This is a genomic window from Sphingopyxis lindanitolerans (genome assembly GCF_002993885.1).
Classification (GTDB): domain Bacteria; phylum Pseudomonadota; class Alphaproteobacteria; order Sphingomonadales; family Sphingomonadaceae; genus Sphingopyxis; species Sphingopyxis lindanitolerans.
In genome coordinates this window covers 2,440,010-2,461,156 of sequence record NZ_CM009578.1, presented here as the reverse complement: position 1 = coordinate 2,461,156, position 21,147 = coordinate 2,440,010, and the positions used below count along the sequence as shown (strand labels likewise).

The following is a 21,147-nucleotide window of genomic DNA, read 5'->3' as shown; positions in this document are numbered from 1 at the left end:
ATCAGAAATCCACGCCGAGGCGCACGCCCCATGTGCGGGGCTTGCCCCACCAGATGTAGCGGGTGTCGAACCCCCCAGGGGTCACGACATAGGACGCAAAGGCTGTGTTCGTCACATTTTCGACAAATGCCTGCACGCTGTAGCGGTCACTTGGGTCGCGCCAGAAGACCCGCAGGTTCGCCGTTCCATAAGCATTCTGAGCATCGCGGTCATTATTGTCGAGCTGGAAAAACTGGTGGCCTGTGTAGGTGAAATCCCCCTGCACCGCGAATTGACCGACGGGCGACGGCTCGAAGTCGTAGCGAAGGAGACCATTGACCTTGTAGTGCGGCGTGGCCGTCAGTTCCTTGCCGTCTACGGGGGTGACATCGCCCGCCGGGCCGGATCGGTAGACCGCGGTCGGCGGCGCATTGATTTCCGTGTCGAGCAGCGACAGGCCCAATTGCACGGTCAGCTGGTCGGTGACCTTGCCCGTGAGCTCAAACTCGGCGCCAAAAACCTCCAGCTCGCCGAAATTGAACAGCCGCGAGACCGGGAGCCCGCCGACGAGTTCCGCCACGGTCGCCTGCTTGTTCTTCACATGGTTCCGGAAGCCCGCAACTGAAAAGAGCAAGCGTCCATCGTTGAGCCGCCACTTCGCGCCCGCTTCTAACGCTAGGCTGGTTTCGGGATCGGTCGGCGCGGCGGCCGATGCATCGCCGAAGAGCAGCGTCGTGTTGAAGTCGGGCGACTTATATCCAGTTGCCGCATTGGCATAGAGGAAGAGCACGTCGCTCGGCGTCCAGTTGACGCCTGCGCGCCAGGTGAATTCGTCGACCGAGACTTTGTAGCTGGCGTTCGGCGCCGCCGGAAAGACGAGGTCGAGCTTCTTCGTTTCCTTTGTGAAGCGACCGCCGAGTTCAACCCCGACCGTGTCGCTGATCGGGAAATCGGCATTGACGAAAACTGCCCCGGATTCGGTCTTGACCCGGCCCGTCGTGTCGATCGCCGTCCCAAAGAATTCGGGCACCGTGCTCGTCGCGGTGCGGCGATCATTGTAATAGAAGGCGCCGGCAACCCAGTTCAACCCGCCCTCGCGTCCGCCGCGCAGCTGTAGCTCCTGGGAGAACTGCTTCGCGTCGAGCGTGTAAATCGCCGATGCGTTGCCGAGAAAGCCGCCGACCGCGCTGCCGTCTGCGTCTTCCTGGAAGATGCGGTCATAATCGAGATAGCCGGTAATCGAGACCAGTTCGACTGAAGGCGCGATATTCCAGTTCAGCCGAGCGCTATATTCGGCGAAGTCGAGATGATTGGGCATCCCATCAAAATCGCTAAAGATCCTCTTCGGATTGGGTTCGCCAAAGTTGAAGCCGGTCCCGTTGACGCATTGGTTTGCCAATATCCTGGCCGTATCGCACGGGGCACCCGTGACTGGATCGAGCGCGCCCTGGCTGCCAGACGAGGGAGCGACGCTGCGGTCGCGGGTCACACTGGCCTTGAGCAGCAAAGATGCGTCAGGGCCCATGTCGAACCCGAGCTGCGCCCGGCCCGACAGCACGTCACGCGCCGACCAGCGCTGGCCGTCGGGAAAGGCCGCGTTGCGCTGAAAACCGTCGTCCTTGTCATAATAGAAGGCAACGCGTCCACGAACGCCCTCTGCAAACGGAATATTCGCAGCGCCCTCAACCTGGCGCTGCCAGAAGGATCCCAACTGCCCCTGCAGATAGCCCTCAAAGGACTCCCCTGGTTTGTTTGTGGTGACCTGAACAAGACCCGCGGTCGTGTTACGACCAAACAGCGTGCCCTGCGGTCCACGCAGCACTTCAACCCGCTGGACGTCGTACAGCGGCACCCGCTGGAGGGCACCTGCGCCATAGACGATGTCGTCCACGGCAAAGCCCACAGGCGATTCAGAAGTGTCGTTGAACACCTGAAGCCCGTCGCCGCGGATGCGGTAACGGGGGATCAACCCTGTATCGACATAGTTGAAGTTCGGTGTCTGGGTTGCAAGATCGTCGAGGGTCGCGATCCCTGCGCTTTGCAGCTGATCCCCACTGAAGGTGGTTGCCGAAACGGCGGTGCGGCTGAGCGCCGTCTCGCGCCGCTGCGCCGTCACGATGATCTCCCCCGCATTGCCTTGGTTCGCTGCGTCCGCCTCCCCAGCGGTTTGACCGAATGCCGGCGAAGCCGCGGCCGAGATCAGGATCGAAGCAGAAATCAAAAGTCCAGTGCGAAGCATCATGTCGAGTCCCCTTGCAGATGACATTCTTATGTCATGTTTTGATAATGTCAATATGCCAATATTGACATTTCACACAGGGATTGTGACGCGATCCGGCATCGAGTAGCGCGCGGCGACCTCGCCGAGATGTCGCAAAGCATGCAAATGAAAATGATCAGGATGTGTCGCAGGCGCGCAGAATTGCGGCCGCGGCAACCCGCTCGGGCGCCGTTCCGTAGAAGACATCCTGCCCTGCCTTGCTATTTGGAAACTCAGAGCGCCGCGGCGCCCTTCTCGTCGATCCGGATCGGGAGATCGCTAAAGTAGCGGGACGACAACAGCGCATCGACCACGCGCTGCTCGCTGTGACGTACATGCGATTGGAAATTTGAGGCGGCAACTTCCGGATCGCCGCTTTCGAGCGCCTGGAACAATTGCTCATGCTCGTCGACGACTACGTCGCTGCCAGCATTACCGCGTCCCCCTACTTTCGAAACGAAATAGGCAATGCGATTTGACTGGTCGAGAAGCTGGTGGAGAACCTTTTCCATAATCGGATTTTTGCTGGCCGCGTAAATCCGGTTGTGGATATCGTCATGGATCTCCATCATCCCGGGCAACCCCGCATTCGCGCCTTCCACATATCGCGTATTCAAATCCCGCAGGAGGCCGACGTCGATCCGTCCGATGCTCGCCCGCGCGGCAAGTCCCTCTAGCGAGGCGCGCATCTCGAACGTTTGGCGGATCGTCACCAAACTGATATCGGAAACATGAAATCCCAGGCGAGGTACTGGGGTGATAAGCCCGTCATGGGCCAGAAGGGCCAAGGCACGACGCGCCGGGCTCCGGCTCAGACCATAGGTGTCGCAAAGCTGCGCTTCGGTAATGTCCTGACCCGGCAAGATACGGCACCGTATCACTTCCCTGTAGAGCAGACGATAGGCCTGCTCACCCAGGTCGGCCTTATCGCCAGTCAAATCTTCCACGTCTTCCTTGCGCATCAGCAACTCCAAAGGCGTCGGACCGATATCGTAGGAATCGGCCCTCGCCTATGTCCTTTTCTTTGAACTTATGCGGGACGATTTTACACTCGGGCCTGCCGCATCGCGCTACCACTCTATATTGGTTGCGCACAGATTATAGTGAAATCGTCACTCGAACCGGGCGTTACAACCGATCGCGGCTGCGCTCCACCCTCGTCACGGATCCGGTCCCCCAATTCTTTTCCGTGGATGCGAAGTCGCGCTACTGTAGCTAATAATCCCTTTCGATCGGCCGCACACAAGGGCGGCTTGCCGCGTTCGATGATGCCCACCGAACGCAAGGCGGCGCAGAGGCTGCAGCATTGCGCCTGAAGGACGAACCCGCTTCGCGGGACTGGCGCCGGGCCTGAGGTGGGGAAGGTACACGGACGTTGAGCAAGGCGGCGCGGTAGGCCGATCATGGAGCTCCTTCAACGAAGAGGAGCATGTCATGACTATTGTTACGACCGACACCCCCGTCACCCCGCTTCGCCAGCGTATGCAGCATGATATGCTGATGCGCGGCCTGGGTCGGCACACCCAGCAAGACTATATTCGCCACGTCCGACGCTTCGCCGCATTTCTTGGGCGTCCTCCTGATACGGCAACGGCCGAAGATCTCCGGCGCTTCCAGCTATATCAGCACGAGAAGGGCGTCAGCGCGTCGACCATCAACGGCGCCGTCTCAGCTTTGCGTTTCCTGTTCGCCGGGACTCTCGGGCGGCGGGATCTGGCGTGTTCTCTCGTCATCACCCGTAATCCGCGCAAGCTGCCCGATGTGCTCAGTGTCGATGAAGCGGCGAAGCTTCTCGAAGCGGCGCCCGGCATCAAGTTCAAGGCGGCACTCGGTGTTGCCTATGGCGCGGGCCTCCGTGTGTCGGAGGTCGCGCACCTGAAGGTCGATGATATCGACAGCACCCGCATGCTGATCCGCGTCGAGCAGGGCAAGGGACGCAAGGACCGCAATGCCATGCTCTCGCCGCAGTTGCTGGAGCTGCTCCGGATGTGGTGGCGCGAGGGCAAGCGGCGCAACGTCATGCTGCCCCATGGCTGGCTGTTCCCAGGGCGCAGCTACACCGATCCGGTCTCGACGCGGCAGCTGCACCGCGCGGTTCAGGAGGCTGCCGAGGTCGCCGGCATCCGCAAGCGCGTCAGTCTGCACACGTTGCGCCACAGCTTCGCGACCCACCTGCTTGAGCAAGACGTCGATATCCGCGTGATCCAGGTCCTGCTTGGCCACAGCAAGCTGTAGACGACCGCGCTCTATACCAAGGTGTCGACGCGAACGATCCATGCTGTCGCCGGGCCGCTCGACCGGTTGATGGCCCTGATGGCGGACGAAGCGCCGCCCGGCTGAGTCGGTGCAGACCTCGCTCGAGGTCGCCGATATCTTCCGGAGCGCAGGCCCCGCCTATCGGGCCGCCTATGCCGGGCATCTCAGTCTCCAGCAACTCAAGGTCATGTCGGCGATCGAGCAATGCCGGACGGCGGCGCTGGGCGGCCATGTCGAGGCCTGCGAAGACTGCGGCCATTGGCGCATGGCCTATAACAGCTGCCGCAACCGTCACTGCCCCAAGTGCCAGGGCGCCGCCGCGCGCACCTGGCTCGAGGCGCGGGAGGCCGATCTTCTCCCGGTCGGCTATTTCCATGTCGTGTTCACGCTGCCCGCCGAGGTCGCCGACATCGCGTTCCACAACAAGGCGGTGGTCTATGATCTCCTGTTCCGGGCGGCTTCTGCCACGATGCTGACCATCGCTGCCGACCCCAGGCATCTTGGCGCCCGGATCGGCATCACCGCTGTGCTCCACACTTGGGGATCGGCGATGACGCACCACCCGCATGTGCATATGATCGTGCCCGGCGGCGGTATCGCTCCCGACGGCAGTCGGTGGATATCGTCGCGGCCCGCGTTCCTGCTGCCGGGTGCGCGTACTCGGGCGGCTGTTCCGCCGCCTGTTCCTGACCCAGCTGCTGGCGCTGTACGATGCCCATCGGCTCAGCTTCTTCGGTGCGATGGCGCCGCTCGCCGAACGCCGGGCATTCCTCCGCCATCTGTCGCCGGTCAGGAAGAAGCGCTGGGTCGTCTACGCCAAGCCGCCGTTCGCCGGGCCCGAGGCCGTGCTGGCCTATCTGTCGCGCTATACTCACCGCGTCGCCATATCGAACCGGCGCCTGCTCGCGTTCGGCGATGCCGGCGTGACCATGCGCTACAAGGATTACCGCCGCGACGGCGCCGACCGCCAACGCGTCATGACGCTCAGCGCCGACGAGTTCATCCGCCGATTCCTGCTCCATGTCCTGCCGCGAGGGTTCCATCGCATCCGCCACTATGGCCTGCTCGCCGGCTCTGCCCGGAGGGCCAGCCTCGCGCTCGCCGGCGAGCTGCTCAATGTTGTGCCGGATCCTGAGGATACGCTGATCAATGAGGCCGTCGATCCGGTACCGCCATGCCCGTGCTGCGGAGGCAGGATGATTGTGATCGAGGTCTTCGCCCGCTGGCGCCAGCCCCGTGCGCCGCCGAGTGCCGTCGTGCCGATCCGGACGATCGCGTCATGACCCGGCATGGCTTATCCACAAGAATGACCGAGCGATGCCGGCGCTGGCCAACGGGCCGGCTTGCGCCGATCGCCTCAGCGCGTTGCCACACGTCCGCCGAAAGACGACGGTTCGACGTTCCAGACCTCGATCATGACGGTCGAGGCCGTGTCTCGCGCTGTCACCTCGGTCGTTGCAACTGTCCACGGCGTCCTCCCGACCAGCCCAAAGCGCAAATCCCCATAGCTCAGTCTCAGAGCCCACGCGGGTTCCTCCATCAGAGGCTTTCGTACGCTGAAGCGCCCGAAACCCTTCACGAAGTCGGTCGTTGAAACCGCCCGCCAGATGCCCCCGAAGCGGTCATCAATTAACAAGAGGATTATTGCTGCTGGGTTCATGGTGCCGCTCCGCGCGGAGTGCCTTGGCACTGCGTAACGCGTTAGACCGGGTAAAACGGGGGAAGAGTTTTGTCGATTGCGCCCATCTTCACATCGCCATGCGATCTTGCGAACCGGTTGCCCAGCCTCATCGCCGAGTTTCTCGATCTTGAGGAGCATCTCAAGCGGCGCTTTCGTGAGGACAGCATCACCGACATCCTTGTCGCGTCGCTGCTTTCTCTAGATCCGCAGCCATGGCCGACAGGGCACCGAGAACGCCCGTAACGGCCTCTATATTTGCGGCGGGTTCACGGCGGTAGCCGGCGAGGAGCTTCGAGATATGGGTCGCTTCGATCATCGCTCGGGCTGCCTCGCATCACGATTTTTGCGCGCATCATGCCCGAACAGAAGCTGCGCATCGTCGAGGCCTTCAAGGCGGCGGGGGAGATTGTCGGAATGACGGGCGACGGCGTCAACGATGCGCCGTCGCTCAAGGCTGCTCACATAGGGGTGGCAATGGGTGGGCGCGGCACCGACGTCGCGCGCGAAGCTTCCTCGATCGTTCTGCTCGACGATGATTTCGGCTCTATTGTAACTGCAATCCGCCTCGGACGCCGGATATTCGACAATCTGCGCAAGGCGATGGGATTCATCGTCGCGGTGCACGTCCCGATCGCGGGGCTTGCGCTCGCGCCGCTGCTGCTCGGTTTCCCGATCCTTCTCGGGCCCATCCACATCGCGCTGCTCGAGATGATCACCGATCCCGTCTGTTCGCTGGTGTTTGAGGCCGAAACCGAGGAGGAGGGCGTGATGCAGCGACCGCCGCGCGCGTCAGACAGCGCCCTTATGCCGCGCGCGTTGCTCGTCTGGTCGGTCGCGTAAGGCGGCATCGCCTTCGCTGCTATCGCCGCGCTTCTTCTTCGGGCGCGTAGCCTGGGCATTGCCGATACGTTCGGAATGCCCGAGCCGATGGTCAAGCGCATCCTTGCGCTGGGCAATCTGCTCCCGCGCATCCGCTCGCTTTACGCGAAGGAAAAGATCAGTTCGGGCACCGTGCGGCATCTGACGATGGCGTGCAAAAGCCAGCAACGCGCGTGGCTGGCGTTGTTCGACGATGCCGACGCTTATTGCCCGCAGGGAAACCAGCTCAAAGGCTGGCTGTTCGGCGGCGGTGCGATCAAGGCCGATCATGCTCTGTTTGACATCGAGGCGAGCGGTCTTGCGATCATCGCCGACCTGTTCGGCGACGAGCGCTATTTTGCCGACAGCGATGCCTTCTGGGCGGCGCAGCTTGCCGCCGTCGAGGCGCGGCGCGCGCGGTTTCTGGAAGAGGGATGGAGCGATGTCGCCGTTCTGCCCACAGGCGACTATTTCCGGTCATGGGAATTTCGCCAAGCACCCAAGCGCAAGGGCGGACGCATTTATATCGAGGTGCGCGATATCTCGGGCTGAAGCTCGACGATCCGAGCTTCGCCGCTCCGATCTACGCGAACCTCTTCGAGGGCGAAGGCGGCAAGGAATTCAGCCCCATCTGGTCCCGGACCAATCGCAAAAACGGCGACTGAGAAACTCGTCCCGCTCGAACAATCGGGCGGGACATTCTATTGACGTCTGTGGAGGAGAGAACCGGCCAGCGAGCCGCGTCCGGAATCAAACCCCCGGACTTTTAAGTCAAGATCTGACAGGGGCTTTCTTGGGGGCCTCTAAATTATAGTATCAAGTCATCTTATTGAATTATCACAACTTTGTCTGAATTATTAGATTCCCTTCACCACCGCGATTTAACCACGCTAAATCGCGATCAGCGAAAGCTCGGCCGACTTCGCGCGGCGAGGATCGACGGTGTGGCTTTGCCGCGCCGGGCCGGTTTTCAGGCTTTTTCCACCCGCACCGTCTGCTCGACCAGTTCGATCTCGCGATAGGCGGTGAGGAAGGCGATGTCCGCCGCGTCGCGGCCGACGCAGATGCGGGCGGTCTCGGTCGGCCGGGTCATCCCCGTCGCATCGACCATATGCCAGTCGCCCGCCAGATAGACCTCGGCCACCGCGTGGAAATCCTGCGGTTTCACGCCGAGCGCATAGACGCTCGCCATGCGCGCCGGGATATGCGCCGAACGCGCGAGCGCGATCATCACATGCGCATAGTCGCGGCACACGCCGCGCCGTTCGACGAAGCTGTCGAGCGCGCCGGTGTCCGATGTGCTCGCCCCCGCGACATAGGTGAAGCGGCTCTCGATCCAGTCGCGCATCGCACCGATCTTTGCGCCGCCGGTGCGTTCGCCAAAACGCCGCTCGACGAAGGCGTGGAACTTGTTCGACGGGCAATAGCGCGATTCGTTGAGATAGGGGACCGCCGCCGCGGGCAGCCGGTGCAGCGGGACTTCGGGCAGGGCGCGGAAATCGACCATGGGGCGATCGATCGCGACGGTCGCGCGATAGGCGGCGCGCAGCATGCCCGACGTGCGCATCCAGACCGGCTCGCACGTCCCGTCGCTCGCGGGAACGCGCGAGAAAAGCTCGGGCTCGCCAAGGTCGAGCGATGCGCTTTCGACATGCTGGCCGCCGCCGCTCGCGGCTTCGACCTGGAGCATCAGGTCGACCGGCTCGGGCAGGCGATAGGTCAGGGAGACGGAGATTTCGAGTTTCATCTGTCGACCACGCACGATGGAGAACCGGCGCCGCCAGGGCCAATCCGGGAAAAGCCAAACGACGGCGGCCGCGGCGGCGGCTGATCAGATACCGCCGTCGGTCACCGCATAGCCGATCGCTTCGAACCCGGCGGTCAGCATCGCCGCGCACGCCGCGACCGCGTCGCCGTCGATCGAACGAATGACGAAATTCGCGCCGACCTTGCCTTCGCGAAAGAAGGGGTAGCTGCCGATCGCAACCCCCGGATGCTCCTTTTCGCCGCGGCGGAGCAGGTCGGCGATCTCGCTTTCGGGAGCCCAGGCACCGATCGTGTGCGCGACGAGCGGCGCGCCACCCTCGAGCTCGCCGGTCAGCGCATCGAGCATCCCCGCGGTGATGTGCGGCACCCCCGCCATGACGAAAAGATTGCCGATGCGGATGCCCGGCGCGCCCGACATGCGGTTCGGGATCAGGTCGGCGCCGCCCGGAACGCGCGCCATGCGCAGCCGCGCTTCGGTCAGTTCGCTGCCGCGCGCGGTGTAATAGCGTTCGAGGATCGCGCGCGCGTCGGGGTGGATGACGACCCCGACGCCGAGCGCCTTCGCGACCGCGTCGACGGTGATGTCGTCGTGCGTCGGGCCGATCCCGCCGGTGGTGAAGACATAATCGTAGCGCGCGCGGATCGCATTGAGGGCGTCGACGATCTCCGCCTCGACATCAGGAACGATGCGCACCTCGCGCAGGCGGATGCCCTGCACGTCGAGCCAGGTCGCGATCTGCGACACATTCTTGTCCTGGGTGCGGCCCGAGAGAATCTCGTCGCCGATCACCAGCACGGCGGCGGTCCAGATGCGTTCGTCGCTCATCGCTTTGCCTTAGCCCGCTGGCATGACAAAACAAGGTGTTGGATGCGGGCAATCGTTCCTGCTATGTTCCAATCCGATTCGCCAAGAAGGGAGAGCCGCGATGGCCGACGCGCTGATATTCTATACCAACCCCATGTCGCGCGGGCAGATCGTCCGCTGGATGCTCGAAGAGGTGGGGGCGCCCTATGAAACGCAGATTCTGGGCTATGGCACCTCGATGAAGGATCCGGCCTATCTGGCGATCAACCCGATGGGCAAGGTTCCGGCGATCGTCCACCATGGCCGGACCGTCACCGAATGCGCCGCGATCTGCGCCTATCTGGCCGACGCTTTTCCCGCGGCGGGGCTGGCGCCGGCGGCGGCCGACCGCGCCGATTATTATCGCTGGCTCTTCTTCACCGCGGGGCCGGTCGAACAGGCGATCACCGCCAAATCCTTTGGGATCGAACCCGATGGCGACCAGCAGCGCATGGCGGGCTTCGGCTCACTGGGCGCCGCGCTCGATGCGCTGGAAAGCGCGGTGGCGGACAAGGCGTTCGTCGCCGGCGATCGCTTCAGCGCCGCCGACGTCTATGTCGGCAGCCAGATCGACTGGGGGCTGCAATTCGGCACCATCCCCTCGCGCCCGGCGTTCGAGGCCTATGTCGCGCCGCTGCGCGACCGCGCGGGCTACAAGCGCGCGAAGGACATCGACAATGCGCTGATCGCCGAGATGCAGCCGGCGAAGCCGGCGTGAACGGATGGAGCTACAAACCGTCATCCCCGCGCAGGCGGGGGCGACGGCTGGTATCAGTCAAAACAGCCATCTGTTCCCAAAGAAAAAGCCCGGCGAATCGCTTCGCCGGGCTTCTTGTTCGTTGCGATGTCCCTCGGCTCAGTTGCGGTTGCCCAGCAGGTTGAGCAGGAAGGTGAACATGTTGACGAAGTCGAGGTAGAGCGTCAGCGCGCCCATCACCACCGACTTGCCGACGAAGTCGGTCCCGCGGACATAGAAATACATGCTCTTGATCTTCTGCGTGTCATAGGCGGTGAGGCCCGCGAACAGCAGCACGCCGACGGCGCTGATCGCGGTTGCGAAGGCGCCCGAATGGAAGATGAAGGCATTGAGCAGCAGCGCGACGAGAATGCCGACGACGCCCATGATCAGGAAGGTGCCGAAACCCGACAGATCCTTCTTGGTCGTATAGCCATAGAGGCTGAGGCCAAGGAAGGCCGCCGCGGTCGCGAAGAAGGTCTGCGCGATCGAGGTCTGGGTAAAGGCCAGGAAGATCGTCGACATCGACAGGCCCATCACCGCGGCATAGGCCCAGAAGAGCATCTGCGCGGCGGTCGTCGACAGCTTGTTGATCCCGAAGCTCAGCACCAGCACAAACGCCAGCGGCGCGAGCATCACCACCCACATCAGCGGGCTGCCGACCAGCGACAGGGTGAAACCCGAATTATAGGCAAGCATCGCGACGATGCCGGTCAGCAGCACGCCCGAACCCATATAATTATATACTGACAGCATGTACGACCGCAGGCCGGCATCGACGGCCTGATCCATTGCGCTCGCGCTGCCTGGGAAGCCGGACGCCGCCATATTGGGGTCGTTCCAATTCGCCATTGTAAATCTCCATCACCGGCCGGACGATCCCCGCCGTATGGGCAATATCGGGATTTTGCCCGCGCGTTTCAAGCGAAACCGGAAGGGGGGGCGAATTGGAGCGTGAAAGCCGGAATAATGCGCGCAGAGGCGCAGAGATCGCGGAGATCTTGGTTCACGTGGAGAGGCGGGGAAGGGCCGATGTCGAATGAGGGATTTGCGTGTCCCCGCTAAGACGGGGACCAATCTCCGGTCGGTTTCATCTTGCACGGGCTGGAGATGGGCTCCCGCCTTCGCGGGAGCACACAGCTCTTTTTGCCGAATCCTCCGCGTCTTTGCGTAAGGCAAGAATCTCTGCGATCTCTGCGTCTCTGCGCGCATCACGCAGCCCCGCTGGCCGTCCCCGCTCCAACCGCTTATGCTGTCCGCGCCATGTCCACCCACCGCCTGTTCGTCGCGCTGCGTCCGCCCCGCCCGATTCGCGCGGCGCTGATCGCCGCGATGCACGGTATTTCGGGCGCGCGCTGGCAGGACGACGCACAGCTTCACCTGACCCTACGCTTCATCGGCGAGGTCGACCGGCACAGCGCCGAGGATATCGCCGCGGCGCTCGGCAGCCTTCACGCCCCCGCGATTCGCGCGCGCATCGACGGGGTCGGCCTGTTCGAACGGCAGGGACGGCCGCATATGGTGTGGGCGGGGGCCGGGCCGCATGCGCCGCTCGCGGCGCTGCACCGCAAGGTCGACCAACGGCTGGCACGAGTCGGGATCGCGCCCGAAACGCGGGCATTCGTGCCGCATATCACGCTGGCGCGGCTGAACCGCGGATCGGGGCCGGTCGCGCCATTCCTCGCGCAGAGCAGCGACCTGGCGAGCCCGCCGTTCCTGTTCGGCCATGTCACGCTTTATGAAAGCGCGATGGGCCATGGCGGTTCGCGCTATCACCCCGTCGCGCGCTATCCGCTTGTGGAGGAGGCGACGAGCGCCGACGCGACCGCGCTGACGTCGTCCCACGTCGCCGCGAAGCCGTCGTCGTCGCCATAAAAGGGATCGGCGACGCTCTCGCCCTCGCGGCCGGGCACGCGATCGAACATCAGCGCAAGCGTCGCGGTCGCATCGGCGGGCCGGATCGCCCGCGCGTCGCGCAGATTATTCATATCGGCGGCGAGGATCAGGTCGAAACGGCGGAAATCTTCGGGCGAAAGCTGGCGCGCGCGCAGGTCCGAGATATCGACGCCGCGCCGCCGCGCCTCGGCCTGCGCGCGGGCGTCGGGGGGATGGCCGACATGCCAGTCGCCGGTGCCGGCCGAATCGAGCACCGCATCGATCCCGGCGGCGGCGAACGCCGTCCGCGCCGCGCCTTCGGCCAGCGGCGAACGGCAGATGTTGCCGAGGCAAAGGAAAAGGATGGTGGGGGGTTTTTGTCGATCCTTGCGCATATTGCTCCTCTCGCACAAAGTTGAACCGACTTTCAACTTGCGCCGTCGCCGGGCTCTGCTAGCCATGGCGGAAACGATAAGCGACCGGGGAGAGACTTGCCAGATGGCCGATAACAGCACCGCGAGCAACGAGGCGACCATCCCGTCGGCCAAGGCGTCGCCCTATGCCTGGTATGCGCTCGGCATCTTGTTCCTGGTCTATGTCCTCAATTTCATCGACCGGCAGATCATCACGATCCTCGCGCCCGACCTGAAGCGCGACCTCGGGCTCGACGACGCCGACATCGGCTTTCTCTATGGCACCGCCTTCGCGGTCTTCTATGCGCTGTTCGGCATCCCGCTCGGCCGGCTCGCCGATGCGTGGCACCGCGTCCGCCTGCTCACCGTCGGGCTCGCCATCTGGTCGGCGATGACCGCCTTGTCGGGGCTCGCCGCGAACAAATATCAACTCGCGAGCGCGCGCATGGGCGTCGGGGTCGGCGAGGCGACCGCGGGACCGTCGGCCTATTCCCTGATTTCCGACCTGTTCCCCAAGCATATGCGCGGCACCGCGCTCGCCATCTATTCCGCCGGGCTTTATTTCGGCGGCGGCATCTCGCTGATGATCGGCGGTTTCATCGTCGAGGGCTGGAACGATGCCTATCCGAACGGCGGCCCCTTCGGCCTCGTCGGCTGGCAGGCGGCGTTCATGGCGGTCGGCATCCCCGGCCTGCTGCTCGCGGCGTGGGTCGCGACGTTGCGCGAGCCGGTGCGCGGCCTCGTCGACGGCATCCCCACCCAGGCGTCACCGACCCCCTTCAAGGGCTTTTTCGAGGAGCTGTTCGCGATCATTCCGCCATTCACGCTGATTTCGGCGGCGCTGCGCGGCGGGCGGGCCTTTGCGATCAACCTTGGCGCCATCGTGATATTGGGGCTTGTCGCAGCGGCGATGATCACGCTCACCGGCGCGGTGCTGCAATGGCTGTGCGTCGCCTTCGGCTATTATGCCGTCTTTTCGTGGGCGAGTTCGCTCAAACGCCGCGATGCGCCGACCTTTCACCTCGTCTGGGGGTCGAAGGCGTTTCTCGCGACGATCCTCGGCTATGGCACCGTCGCCTTCATGTCCTATGCGTCGAGCGCCTTCGCGCCGGTCTACGCGCTCGAGGTGCTGGGCGAGGATGCGGCGACGGTCGGCTTCTGGGTCGGCGGCTTCGGCGCGCTCGCGGGATTCCTGGGGGTCATCCTCGGTGGCCGCATGTCCGATTGGCTGCGTCAGCGCAACGAGGCGGGGCGCATCCTCGTCGTGATCTTCGGGCTGCTTGCGCCGATCGTCCCGATCGTCATCGCCTTCACGACCAAATCCGAGCCGGGCAGCGCCGATTTCATCCGCTTCACCGCCTTCGCCTCGCTCGCCGGGCTGCTCGCGTCGAGCGCGCTCGGCGCCGCCGCGGCGACGACGCAGGATCTGGTATTGCCGCGGATGCGCGGCACCGCGACCGCGACCTTCTTCCTCGCGACGACGCTCGTCGGGCTCGCGCTCGGCCCTTATATGGCGGGGCAGGTTTCGGCGATGACCGGCAATCTGGCGACGGGCGTCCTGTCGACGTTGATCATCGTGCCGGTCGGGCTGGTCGCGCTGCTCGTCGCCTATCGCAGCGTCCCCCGCGCGGCCGCCTCGGTGGTCGAGCGCGCGCGGGGCGCGGGCGAGCCGGTCTAGGACTCGCCCGCCATCGCCTCGATTATTCGGCGGCGGGAAGCTCGATCACGCCGCAGGCGACGCGCGCGCCGCTGTTGCCGCTGGGATCGGTCTTCATGTCGTCGGGGCCGGCGTGGATGACGAAAGCAGCACCGTCGGCATCGATCAGCCCGCCCTCGCCCGTCAGCCGCGTGCCGACCAGCGTCAGCGTCGCGCGGCCGATCGCATCGGGTTCGATCACGAGGTTCGGAAGGTCGCCGTGGTGCGCGCCCATCGGATTGTCACGGCCGTGCTGCGCGCCGGTCGGGTTCCAATGCGGCCCCGCGCTGGTGAAACCGGGCGGCGTGCATTGCCCGACACCGTGGACGTGCATGCCATAGGTGCCGGCGGCAAAGCCGCGCGCGACGAGTTCGATGCGAAGGCCGGTGTCGGTCTTGTAGAAATCGGCGCGGCCGCGATCGGCGCCGCGCGCGTCGAAAAGCCGCGCCGAAGCGTCAGCCGCGGGTAGCTTCTGCACCGGCGTGCCGCCCATGCCCGCGCAGCCGGCGAGCGCCAGCACCCCCGCCGCGCCCAGCACCGCCGCCCATTTCCGTCCGTGACGTGAAGCAAGGATCATCGCTCGTCTCCCTTATTTGCGGGTCCGACGCGGCCACCGCGCCCTTCGATCCGCGCGAGGATGCCCGCAAATGCTCGCGCTTCCAAGCGGATATGCTCTCGGCGTCAACGTTTGTCGGCTGAAAGGCGCAGCCGCAGTCGCTGCAACTCCTGCGGCGCGAGCGGGGGCAGCGATGCGGCGGGCTTGCCCTCGCGAAGCCGCTTGCGGTCCTTTTCGGCGGGTTCGACGCGGCGCACTCGTACCGGCGCATGGCCCTGCGCGCGGATGCCGAGCTGTTCGGCGGCGCCGCGCGACAGGTCGATGATCCGCCCGCCGCCCGCGAACGGGCCGCGATCGTTGACGCGGACGATGATCCGCCGTCCGGTGTCGAGCGCGGTCACCTCGACATAGGTCGGGAGCGGCAATGTCGTGTGCGCGGCGGTGATCCAGCCGGGGCGGAATTTCTCGCCATTCGCAGTGCGGTTGCCCGATTCGCTACCATACCAGCTTGCAGAGCCGAGCGCGTCGTAGCCGGGAGCGGCGGCCGGCACATAGGCGACGCCGCGCACCATATAGGCGGGACCGATCCGCACCGGCACGTCGCTGACCGGACGGAAGTTGCCACCCGCGCAGGCGGACAGCATCAGAAGCGCCGGGGCCAGGACCATGGGGGAATATAGAAAGCGCCCGCTCATCATGGGCCTTGGTATAGGCAGCCCCGCGCCGGGATAAAGCCCCTGTAGCGGCTTTGAGGTGGGAAATGGACATTTCGAAGGAAGGTCGCCCCCGCGCAGGCGGGGGTCGCCATCGGCCTTTTCCTTCGTCGCCGCATGAACCGCCAGCGACCCCCGCCTGCGCGGGGGCGACGGCTATCATCGCTCGAACCTGCGCCTCATCCCCTTCATCCAAAGCGAAAGGGCCGCGAATCGCTTCGCGGCCCTTCCTCAAGCTTGCGTTTCGGATCAGCGATCAGAAGACGCGCGCATATTGTTCGTTCCCGACGAAGCCCAGCTTGCCGACGCCGCTGCGCTTCACGACCGCCATTACGCGATCGACGGTGATATAGCGCGCGTAGGGATCGGGCTGCACCTGCAATTCGGGTTCGACCGGCAGCGCCTTGGTCTCATCCAGATATTGCGCGAGCTGTGCCAGATCGATCGGCGAACCGTTCCACGCGATCGTTCCCGCGGGGTCGATCGTGATCTTGTTCTTTTCCGGATCGACGTTGTTCTTCGCGTCGGTCGGAACCGGCAAGTCGATCTTCACCGCGTGGGTCTGAACCGGGAGGGTGATGATGAACATGATGAGGAGCACGAGCATGACGTCGATCAACGGCGTCGTGTTCATTTCCATCATCGGTTCATTGTCGTCCCGATCGCCAACGGCCATGGACATAGGATTATTCCTTCATTCCTAAGTGGACCGACGCCTTAGAGGCGGCCCAGCGTACTCGAGCCAGCAGCCGGTTCGGAAATGAACCCGATCTTCTGGAAGCCGGCATATTGCATCGTATAGATCACACCGCCGATGCACTGGTACGGCGTGTTGACGTCGCCGCGGATATGCACTTCGGGGAAGTTATCTTCGGTGATATTCTGAACGCCGCCGATATCCTCGATAAGCTTTTCGAGCTTCTTCTGCCCGAGATCGAGCAGTTGTTTGGAATCGACGGGCGTCTGTCCCCAATATACTTCACAAGCCGAACTGTCGGCATTGGGCTCGCCATCGCCATCGGTATCCGCCGAACGGACCGACAGATTGACGTTTTCCGGCTTCGTCGTCGTCGGTTCAAAGACCACATCGGGCAGCTTGAGGCTCACCGTCTTGAGCACCACGGGGACCGTGATGAGGAAGATGATGAGCAGCACAAGCATGATGTCCACGAGCGGGGTCGTGTTGATGTCCGACATCGGGGCATCTTCGCCCTTGTCGCCTACACTCATCGCCATAGGATTAGCATCCTGTCACAAAATTACTGTCATGGAGCGAAGCGGAAGCCACCGGCGCCCGCTTCGTCCAGCGGCCCCGTGCCATCGCCCGCAGGCGACAACGCGGGGCCCGCAGACTTACGCCTTCTTCGGGGCGGCAGCCGGAGCGGCCTTTGCCGAAGCGGCCGACACGACCGGCTTCACCTGGCCGCCCGACATGATCGAACCGAGAACGTCGTTCGAGAAGGTCGACAGACGGCGCGCGATCGTCTTGTTGCGGCTCTGCAACCAGTTGAAGGCGAGCACTGCGGGAACCGCCACGATCAGACCGATGGCGGTCATGATGAGCGCTTCACCGACCGGGCCGGCGACGGTGTCGATCGAGGCCTGGCCCGACGCGCCGATCTTCACGAGGGCGCGAAGAATGCCGATAACGGTCCCGAACAGACCCACGAACGGAGCCGTCGAACCGACGGTCGCGAGGAACGCGAGGCCGCCGTTGAGCTTCGAGTTGATGTGGTTCTGCGAGCGTTCGAGCGTGCCGTGCATCCAGTCGTGCGATTCGACGGGATCGGTCAGCTTGTTATGCTCTTCGTTGGCGCGCAGGCCGTCTTCGACCACCTGGCGATAGGCGCTGTTCTTTTCGAGCTTGGCAACGCCGTCGGCGAGCGTGGGGGCGCGCCAGAAGTTCGCGTCGACCGCCTTGCCCTGGTTGATCACCTTATTCTGTTCGAACAGTTTGGTGAACAGGATGTAAAGCGTGCCGACGAACATGATCAGCAGGACCAGGAAGGTGCACTGCGACACGATGCCGCCTTCGCACAAAGCGGGCAGCAGGCCGTAGGGGTTCTGGCCTTCCTTCACGACGCAGACCGAGGCGGGGAGGAGCGACATCCCCACGTCGTGGGCCGGAGCCGCAGCGCCCGCGGCAGCGTTTGCAATCAGGTTAAACATGGTGGTTATTCCCTCTCAAAATATTCAAAACGGTATGAAAAGACTGAAAATATAGGGGTCGCCGGGGCGGCAGATCACTTCGGAATCTGCCACTTCACGCGACTGCTGTAGCTGCTGCCCGCGGGGTGCCCCGCACGGTCCTTCGCCGGCGTGAAACGCGCGCGGCGCATCATCAGCTTGCAGGTCAGATCATCGAGATCGGCATGGCCGCTCGACGAGGTGACGTCGCAACCCGTGGGTTTGCCGCTCGCGTCATAGCTGACGCGGAAGCCGGTCGTGCCCTGCCGCTCTTCGCGGAGCGCGCGCGCCGGATAGTCGTCGGGGCTGGCCCAGTTGCCCGGATTGCCCCGCGGCTTGCCGGGAGCGCTCATATCCGGCGTCGGCGGCGGAGCCGGCGGCGCCGCGATCGGCGTCATGATAGGCGGCGCCGGCGGCGGAGTCGGCACCGACTGCACCTGGTTCGACGTGTTCGGCGGCGGGAACACCGACGGCGGCGTCACCACCGGCGGCGGCGGCGGAAGCTTGTTATCCGGCGGCGGCGGCGGCGGGGGTTCCTCCGGCGGCGGCGGCTCTTCGACGTCCACCACGTCCAATTTCTCGGCGATCTTCTTAACGATGCTGATGTTCAGGCCATTCACCAGGCCGTAGCCCAGCAAAGCCGTGAACAAGCCCACCAAGACAATCGCCACTACCCTATTTTTAGGGTCGACATTATCACCATAAGCCATTCAGGGACGACGCTCCTTGCTAGATCATCCTGACACCAAATCCATGACCGACGGGCGCGGTTGCCAAATGCCCGGATGATTTCCGATGCGCTTTCACAGACCCGACGGCGTCGCAACCGGCCTTATTATGGTTTTGCCGGACGCTTCGTCGCCCGTCCTATCGCGGTGGCGGCCAGTTCGCAAACCCTTTATCAGGGGTTAATGTCCGCTTCCCCATGATGGGGTCTTGGCGCCCTTTCGGCGCTTCGAGCAAGGAAAGGTGGTTCGATCATGCGCGCTCTCCTGTCGGCTGCCGCCCTAGGTTTTTTCTCGGTAAGCAGTTGTTTTATAAATGTTTCTGCCATGCAGACGCCCGCGGCGGTGGCAACGGCTTCACCCTATAGCTATGCGGATATTGCCGATCTGGCGACAATCGCGCCAATGGCGATCCAGGCCCGGATCATCCACGCGACAGCGCTGAAAGCCGAACGGGCGCCGGGGCTGAAGGCGGGTCAGACGCGATTCTATGTCGAAGCCGACGTGGTCAGCCTGATTCGCGGCGCGGGTCCGCTGGCGGCGCGAATCTCCTATCTGGTCGACCTGCCGCTCGACGCCAGGGGCAAGCCGGCGAAGCTCAGGAAGAAGCAGCCGGTCCTGCTCTTCGCCCGCCCCGTCGCGGGCGCCGTCCCGGGCGCGAAGAACACCGGCAGCGTTCAACTCGTCGCACCCGACGCGCAATTGCCGTGGGATCCGGCGACCGACGCGCAACTCCGCGCTATCCTGACCGAACTCGTCAAACCCGGCGCGCCGCCCGCGATCACCGGGGTCGCCAACGGCTTCCATGTCCCCGGCACGCTGCCCGGCGAGGGCGAGACGCAATTGTTCCTCGACACCAAGACCGGCGAGCCGGTGTCGCTGACCATATTGACCGCACCCGACGGATCACGGCGCTGGGCCGCGGCGTTCGGCGAGATCGTCGACGGATCGGCCGCCGTGCCGGCGCGCGACACGCTGGCCTGGTATCGGCTCGCGTGCGGCCTGCCGCATCAATTGCCGCTCAGCAAGCTCGCCGGCACCGCGCCCGAGGACCGCAAGAAGGCGGCGTCGGACTATGCGGTGGTGCTCGGCGCGCTCGGCGAATGCACGCGGACGCGGACGCCGCCGACGGGGATGTGAGGCAAGCGTCTTCGCGTGAATCCCCTTGTTTCCTGCCAGAAAGCCGATACGTGCGCTGACACTTCGCGGGCAATGGCCCCCGCATCCACGATAGGAGTGTCCCGATGTCGCCGTCCCCTGCCCCCGCCGCGCCCCGCCCGCCGCTGCGCGTCGCACTCGCGGGGATCGGCGTCGTCGGCGGCGGCGTCGTCCGGCTGCTCGAGACGAATCGCGACCTCATCGCGCGGCGCGCGGGCCGATCGATCGAGATCGTCGCGGTGTCGGCGCGCGACCGCCACAAGGACCGCGGCATCGACCTGTCACCCTATCGCTGGGAAGATGATATGGACGCGCTCGTCGCGGCGGACGATGTCGATGTCGTCGTCGAGATGATCGGCGGCGCCGACGGATCGGCGCTGACCCTCGCGCGCCACGCGCTCGGCGCGGGCAAGGCGCTGGTCACCGCGAACAAGGCGATGATCGCGCACCATGGGCTGAGTCTCGCGCGGCTGGCCGAGGCGAAGGACACGCCGCTGAAATATGAAGCGGCGGTCGCGGGCGGCATTCCCGTCATCAAGGCGATCCGCGAGGGGGCGTCGGCGAACCTGATCGCGCGCGTCTATGGCATCCTCAACGGCACCTGCAATTATATCCTGACCCAGATGGAGCGCGGCGGCGCGAGCTTCGCCGACGCCCTCGCCGACGCACAGGCCGAAGGCTATGCCGAGGCTGATCCGACCTTCGACGTCGACGGTATCGACGCCGCGCACAAATTGTCGATCCTCGCCGCGCTCTGCTTTGGGACCAGGCTCGACATCGGCGCGGTGACCGCCAACGGCATTCGCGGCCTGATCGCCGCCGACATCCGCGAAGCCGAGGCGCTCGGCCATCGCGTCCGCCTGATTGGAATGGCCGAGCGCGACCAGAACGGCCTTTACCAGCATGTCCAGCCGTGCCTGGTCCCCGCCGACCACCCGCTCGCCTATGTCCCCGGCGCGCTGAACGCCGTCGTCGCCGAGGGGAATTTCGTCGGCCGCCTGTTCTTCGAGGGCGCGGGCGCGGGCGCGGGGCCGACCGCGTCGGCGATCGTCGCCGACATCATCGACATCGCGCGCGACGAATATGGCCCCGCCTTCGCGATGCCGGTTGACGCGCTCGATGCCGCCCCGGTCGCCGATGCCGGCGCGCGCGTCGGCAAGCATTATGTCCGCCTGATCGTCGAGGATCGCATCGGCGTGCTCGCCGAGATCGCAACCGCGATGCGCGACGCGGGCGTCTCGATCGAAAGCTTCATCCAGCGCGGCACCGATGAGGAAGACGGTGTCGTCATCGTCCTCGTCACCCACGAAGGCCCGACGCGCGCGATCGAGGCGGCGCTCGCCGCGCTCGCCGCGTCGGACCATGTCGTCGGCACGCCGATGCGGATGCCGATATTGGCGCTCTAACCCTCGCTTGAAATCGGCGACACCTTTGTTACCCCCC

19 protein-coding genes and 5 pseudogenes are annotated in these 21,147 nt (G+C 64.5%); 11 read left to right on the top strand and 13 right to left on the bottom strand.

Going from position 1 to position 21,147, the window contains the following annotated elements:
- Position 1: 1 nt before the first annotated feature.
- A complete protein-coding gene (locus CVO77_RS11905; protein ID WP_158258051.1) occupies positions 2-2,221 on the bottom strand; it encodes a TonB-dependent receptor in 2,220 nt (739 codons plus the stop codon).
- A 251-nt stretch (positions 2,222-2,472) separates the two neighbouring features.
- Positions 2,473-3,201 (bottom strand): GntR family transcriptional regulator, encoded by a 729-nt coding sequence (locus CVO77_RS11900; protein WP_146130859.1) that lies wholly within the window; start codon positions 3,199-3,201, stop codon positions 2,473-2,475.
- 472 nt (positions 3,202-3,673) lie between these two features.
- On the opposite strand from CVO77_RS11900, the pseudogene CVO77_RS11895 reads away from it, so the two are divergent.
- The 3 pseudogenes from CVO77_RS11895 to CVO77_RS21680 all read left to right on the top strand — a co-directional run.
- A pseudogene (locus tag CVO77_RS11895) lies at positions 3,674-4,579 on the top strand (tyrosine-type recombinase/integrase).
- Between the two features lie 4 nt (positions 4,580-4,583).
- A pseudogene (locus CVO77_RS11890) lies at positions 4,584-5,778 on the top strand (IS91 family transposase).
- A 446-nt stretch (positions 5,779-6,224) separates the two neighbouring features.
- Positions 6,225-6,371, top strand: a pseudogene (locus tag CVO77_RS21680) (DUF6615 family protein); the annotation flags it as partial.
- Here the strand turns inward: CVO77_RS21680 and CVO77_RS21925 are convergent.
- Positions 6,343-6,492, bottom strand: coding sequence for an acetate--CoA ligase family protein (locus CVO77_RS21925; RefSeq protein WP_106000801.1), 150 nt, complete (start codon positions 6,490-6,492; stop codon positions 6,343-6,345). The pseudogene CVO77_RS21680 and the gene CVO77_RS21925 overlap by 29 nt on opposite strands.
- A 17-nt stretch (positions 6,493-6,509) precedes the next feature.
- Here CVO77_RS21925 and CVO77_RS11875 point away from each other — a divergent pair.
- The 3 genes and pseudogenes from CVO77_RS11875 to CVO77_RS21670 form a co-directional block, all read left to right on the top strand.
- Positions 6,510-7,010, top strand: a pseudogene (locus CVO77_RS11875) (HAD-IC family P-type ATPase); the annotation flags it as partial.
- A gap of 81 nt (positions 7,011-7,091) precedes the next feature.
- On the top strand, positions 7,092-7,586 hold the full coding sequence (locus tag CVO77_RS21675; RefSeq protein ID WP_242445917.1) for a hypothetical protein: 495 nt from the start codon (positions 7,092-7,094) through the stop codon (positions 7,584-7,586).
- Positions 7,565-7,699, top strand: a pseudogene (locus CVO77_RS21670) (DUF736 family protein); the annotation flags it as partial. The gene CVO77_RS21675 and the pseudogene CVO77_RS21670, both read left to right, overlap by 22 nt.
- Positions 7,700-8,004: 305 nt before the next feature.
- On the opposite strand, the gene CVO77_RS11865 reads toward CVO77_RS21670, so the two are convergent.
- A complete protein-coding gene (locus tag CVO77_RS11865; RefSeq protein WP_105999241.1) occupies positions 8,005-8,781 on the bottom strand; it encodes a transglutaminase-like domain-containing protein in 777 nt (258 codons plus the stop codon).
- Positions 8,782-8,865: 84 nt separating this feature from the next.
- Positions 8,866-9,627: a competence/damage-inducible protein A gene (locus CVO77_RS11860; RefSeq protein ID WP_105999240.1), complete on the bottom strand. Its 762-nt coding sequence runs from the start codon at positions 9,625-9,627 to the stop codon at positions 8,866-8,868.
- Positions 9,628-9,727: 100 nt separating this feature from the next.
- On the opposite strand from CVO77_RS11860, the gene CVO77_RS11855 reads away from it, so the two are divergent.
- Complete coding sequence (locus CVO77_RS11855) at positions 9,728-10,363, top strand: glutathione S-transferase family protein (protein ID WP_105999239.1); 636 nt, start codon at positions 9,728-9,730, stop codon at positions 10,361-10,363.
- Positions 10,364-10,501: 138 nt separating this feature from the next.
- Here the strand turns inward: CVO77_RS11855 and CVO77_RS11850 are convergent, their stop codons facing one another.
- Positions 10,502-11,233, bottom strand: coding sequence for a Bax inhibitor-1/YccA family protein (locus CVO77_RS11850; protein ID WP_105999238.1), 732 nt, complete (start codon positions 11,231-11,233; stop codon positions 10,502-10,504).
- Between the two features lie 411 nt (positions 11,234-11,644).
- Between CVO77_RS11850 and thpR the strand changes: the two genes are divergently transcribed.
- Positions 11,645-12,256, top strand: a complete 612-nt coding sequence (gene thpR / locus CVO77_RS11845; RefSeq protein WP_105999237.1) for an RNA 2',3'-cyclic phosphodiesterase — start codon at positions 11,645-11,647, stop codon at positions 12,254-12,256.
- Here thpR and CVO77_RS11840 read toward each other — a convergent pair.
- A complete protein-coding gene (locus CVO77_RS11840) occupies positions 12,169-12,651 on the bottom strand; it encodes a low molecular weight protein-tyrosine-phosphatase (RefSeq protein ID WP_105999236.1) in 483 nt (160 codons plus the stop codon). The two genes, thpR and CVO77_RS11840, sit on opposite strands and share 88 nt — an antisense overlap.
- Before the next feature lie 103 nt (positions 12,652-12,754).
- On the opposite strand from CVO77_RS11840, the gene CVO77_RS11835 reads away from it, so the two are divergent.
- A complete protein-coding gene (locus tag CVO77_RS11835) occupies positions 12,755-14,347 on the top strand; it encodes a spinster family MFS transporter (RefSeq protein ID WP_105999235.1) in 1,593 nt (530 codons plus the stop codon).
- A gap of 22 nt (positions 14,348-14,369) precedes the next feature.
- On the opposite strand, the gene CVO77_RS11830 is transcribed toward CVO77_RS11835, so the two are convergent.
- The 6 genes from CVO77_RS11830 to CVO77_RS11805 form a co-directional block, all read right to left on the bottom strand.
- Complete coding sequence (locus CVO77_RS11830; protein ID WP_105999234.1) at positions 14,370-14,942, bottom strand: superoxide dismutase family protein; 573 nt, start codon at positions 14,940-14,942, stop codon at positions 14,370-14,372.
- Positions 14,943-15,046: 104 nt separating this feature from the next.
- On the bottom strand, positions 15,047-15,589 hold the full coding sequence (locus tag CVO77_RS11825) for a septal ring lytic transglycosylase RlpA family protein (RefSeq protein WP_420822511.1): 543 nt from the start codon (positions 15,587-15,589) through the stop codon (positions 15,047-15,049).
- 301 nt (positions 15,590-15,890) lie between these two features.
- Entirely contained in the window at positions 15,891-16,316 is a 426-nt protein-coding gene (locus tag CVO77_RS11820) for an ExbD/TolR family protein (RefSeq protein ID WP_105999233.1), read from the bottom strand.
- Between the two features lie 35 nt (positions 16,317-16,351).
- Positions 16,352-16,870 (bottom strand): ExbD/TolR family protein, encoded by a 519-nt coding sequence (locus CVO77_RS11815; protein ID WP_105999232.1) that lies wholly within the window; start codon positions 16,868-16,870, stop codon positions 16,352-16,354.
- A gap of 117 nt (positions 16,871-16,987) precedes the next feature.
- Complete coding sequence (locus CVO77_RS11810) at positions 16,988-17,743, bottom strand: MotA/TolQ/ExbB proton channel family protein (RefSeq protein ID WP_106000799.1); 756 nt, start codon at positions 17,741-17,743, stop codon at positions 16,988-16,990.
- 134 nt (positions 17,744-17,877) lie between these two features.
- Positions 17,878-18,531, bottom strand: coding sequence for an energy transducer TonB (locus CVO77_RS11805; protein ID WP_105999231.1), 654 nt, complete (start codon positions 18,529-18,531; stop codon positions 17,878-17,880).
- A gap of 342 nt (positions 18,532-18,873) precedes the next feature.
- Between CVO77_RS11805 and CVO77_RS11800 the strand changes: the two genes are divergently transcribed.
- On the top strand, positions 18,874-19,686 hold the full coding sequence (locus tag CVO77_RS11800) for a hypothetical protein (RefSeq protein ID WP_105999230.1): 813 nt from the start codon (positions 18,874-18,876) through the stop codon (positions 19,684-19,686).
- A 104-nt stretch (positions 19,687-19,790) separates the two neighbouring features.
- On the top strand, positions 19,791-21,110 hold the full coding sequence (locus CVO77_RS11795) for a homoserine dehydrogenase (protein ID WP_105999229.1): 1,320 nt from the start codon (positions 19,791-19,793) through the stop codon (positions 21,108-21,110).
- Positions 21,111-21,147: the final 37 nt, after the last annotated feature.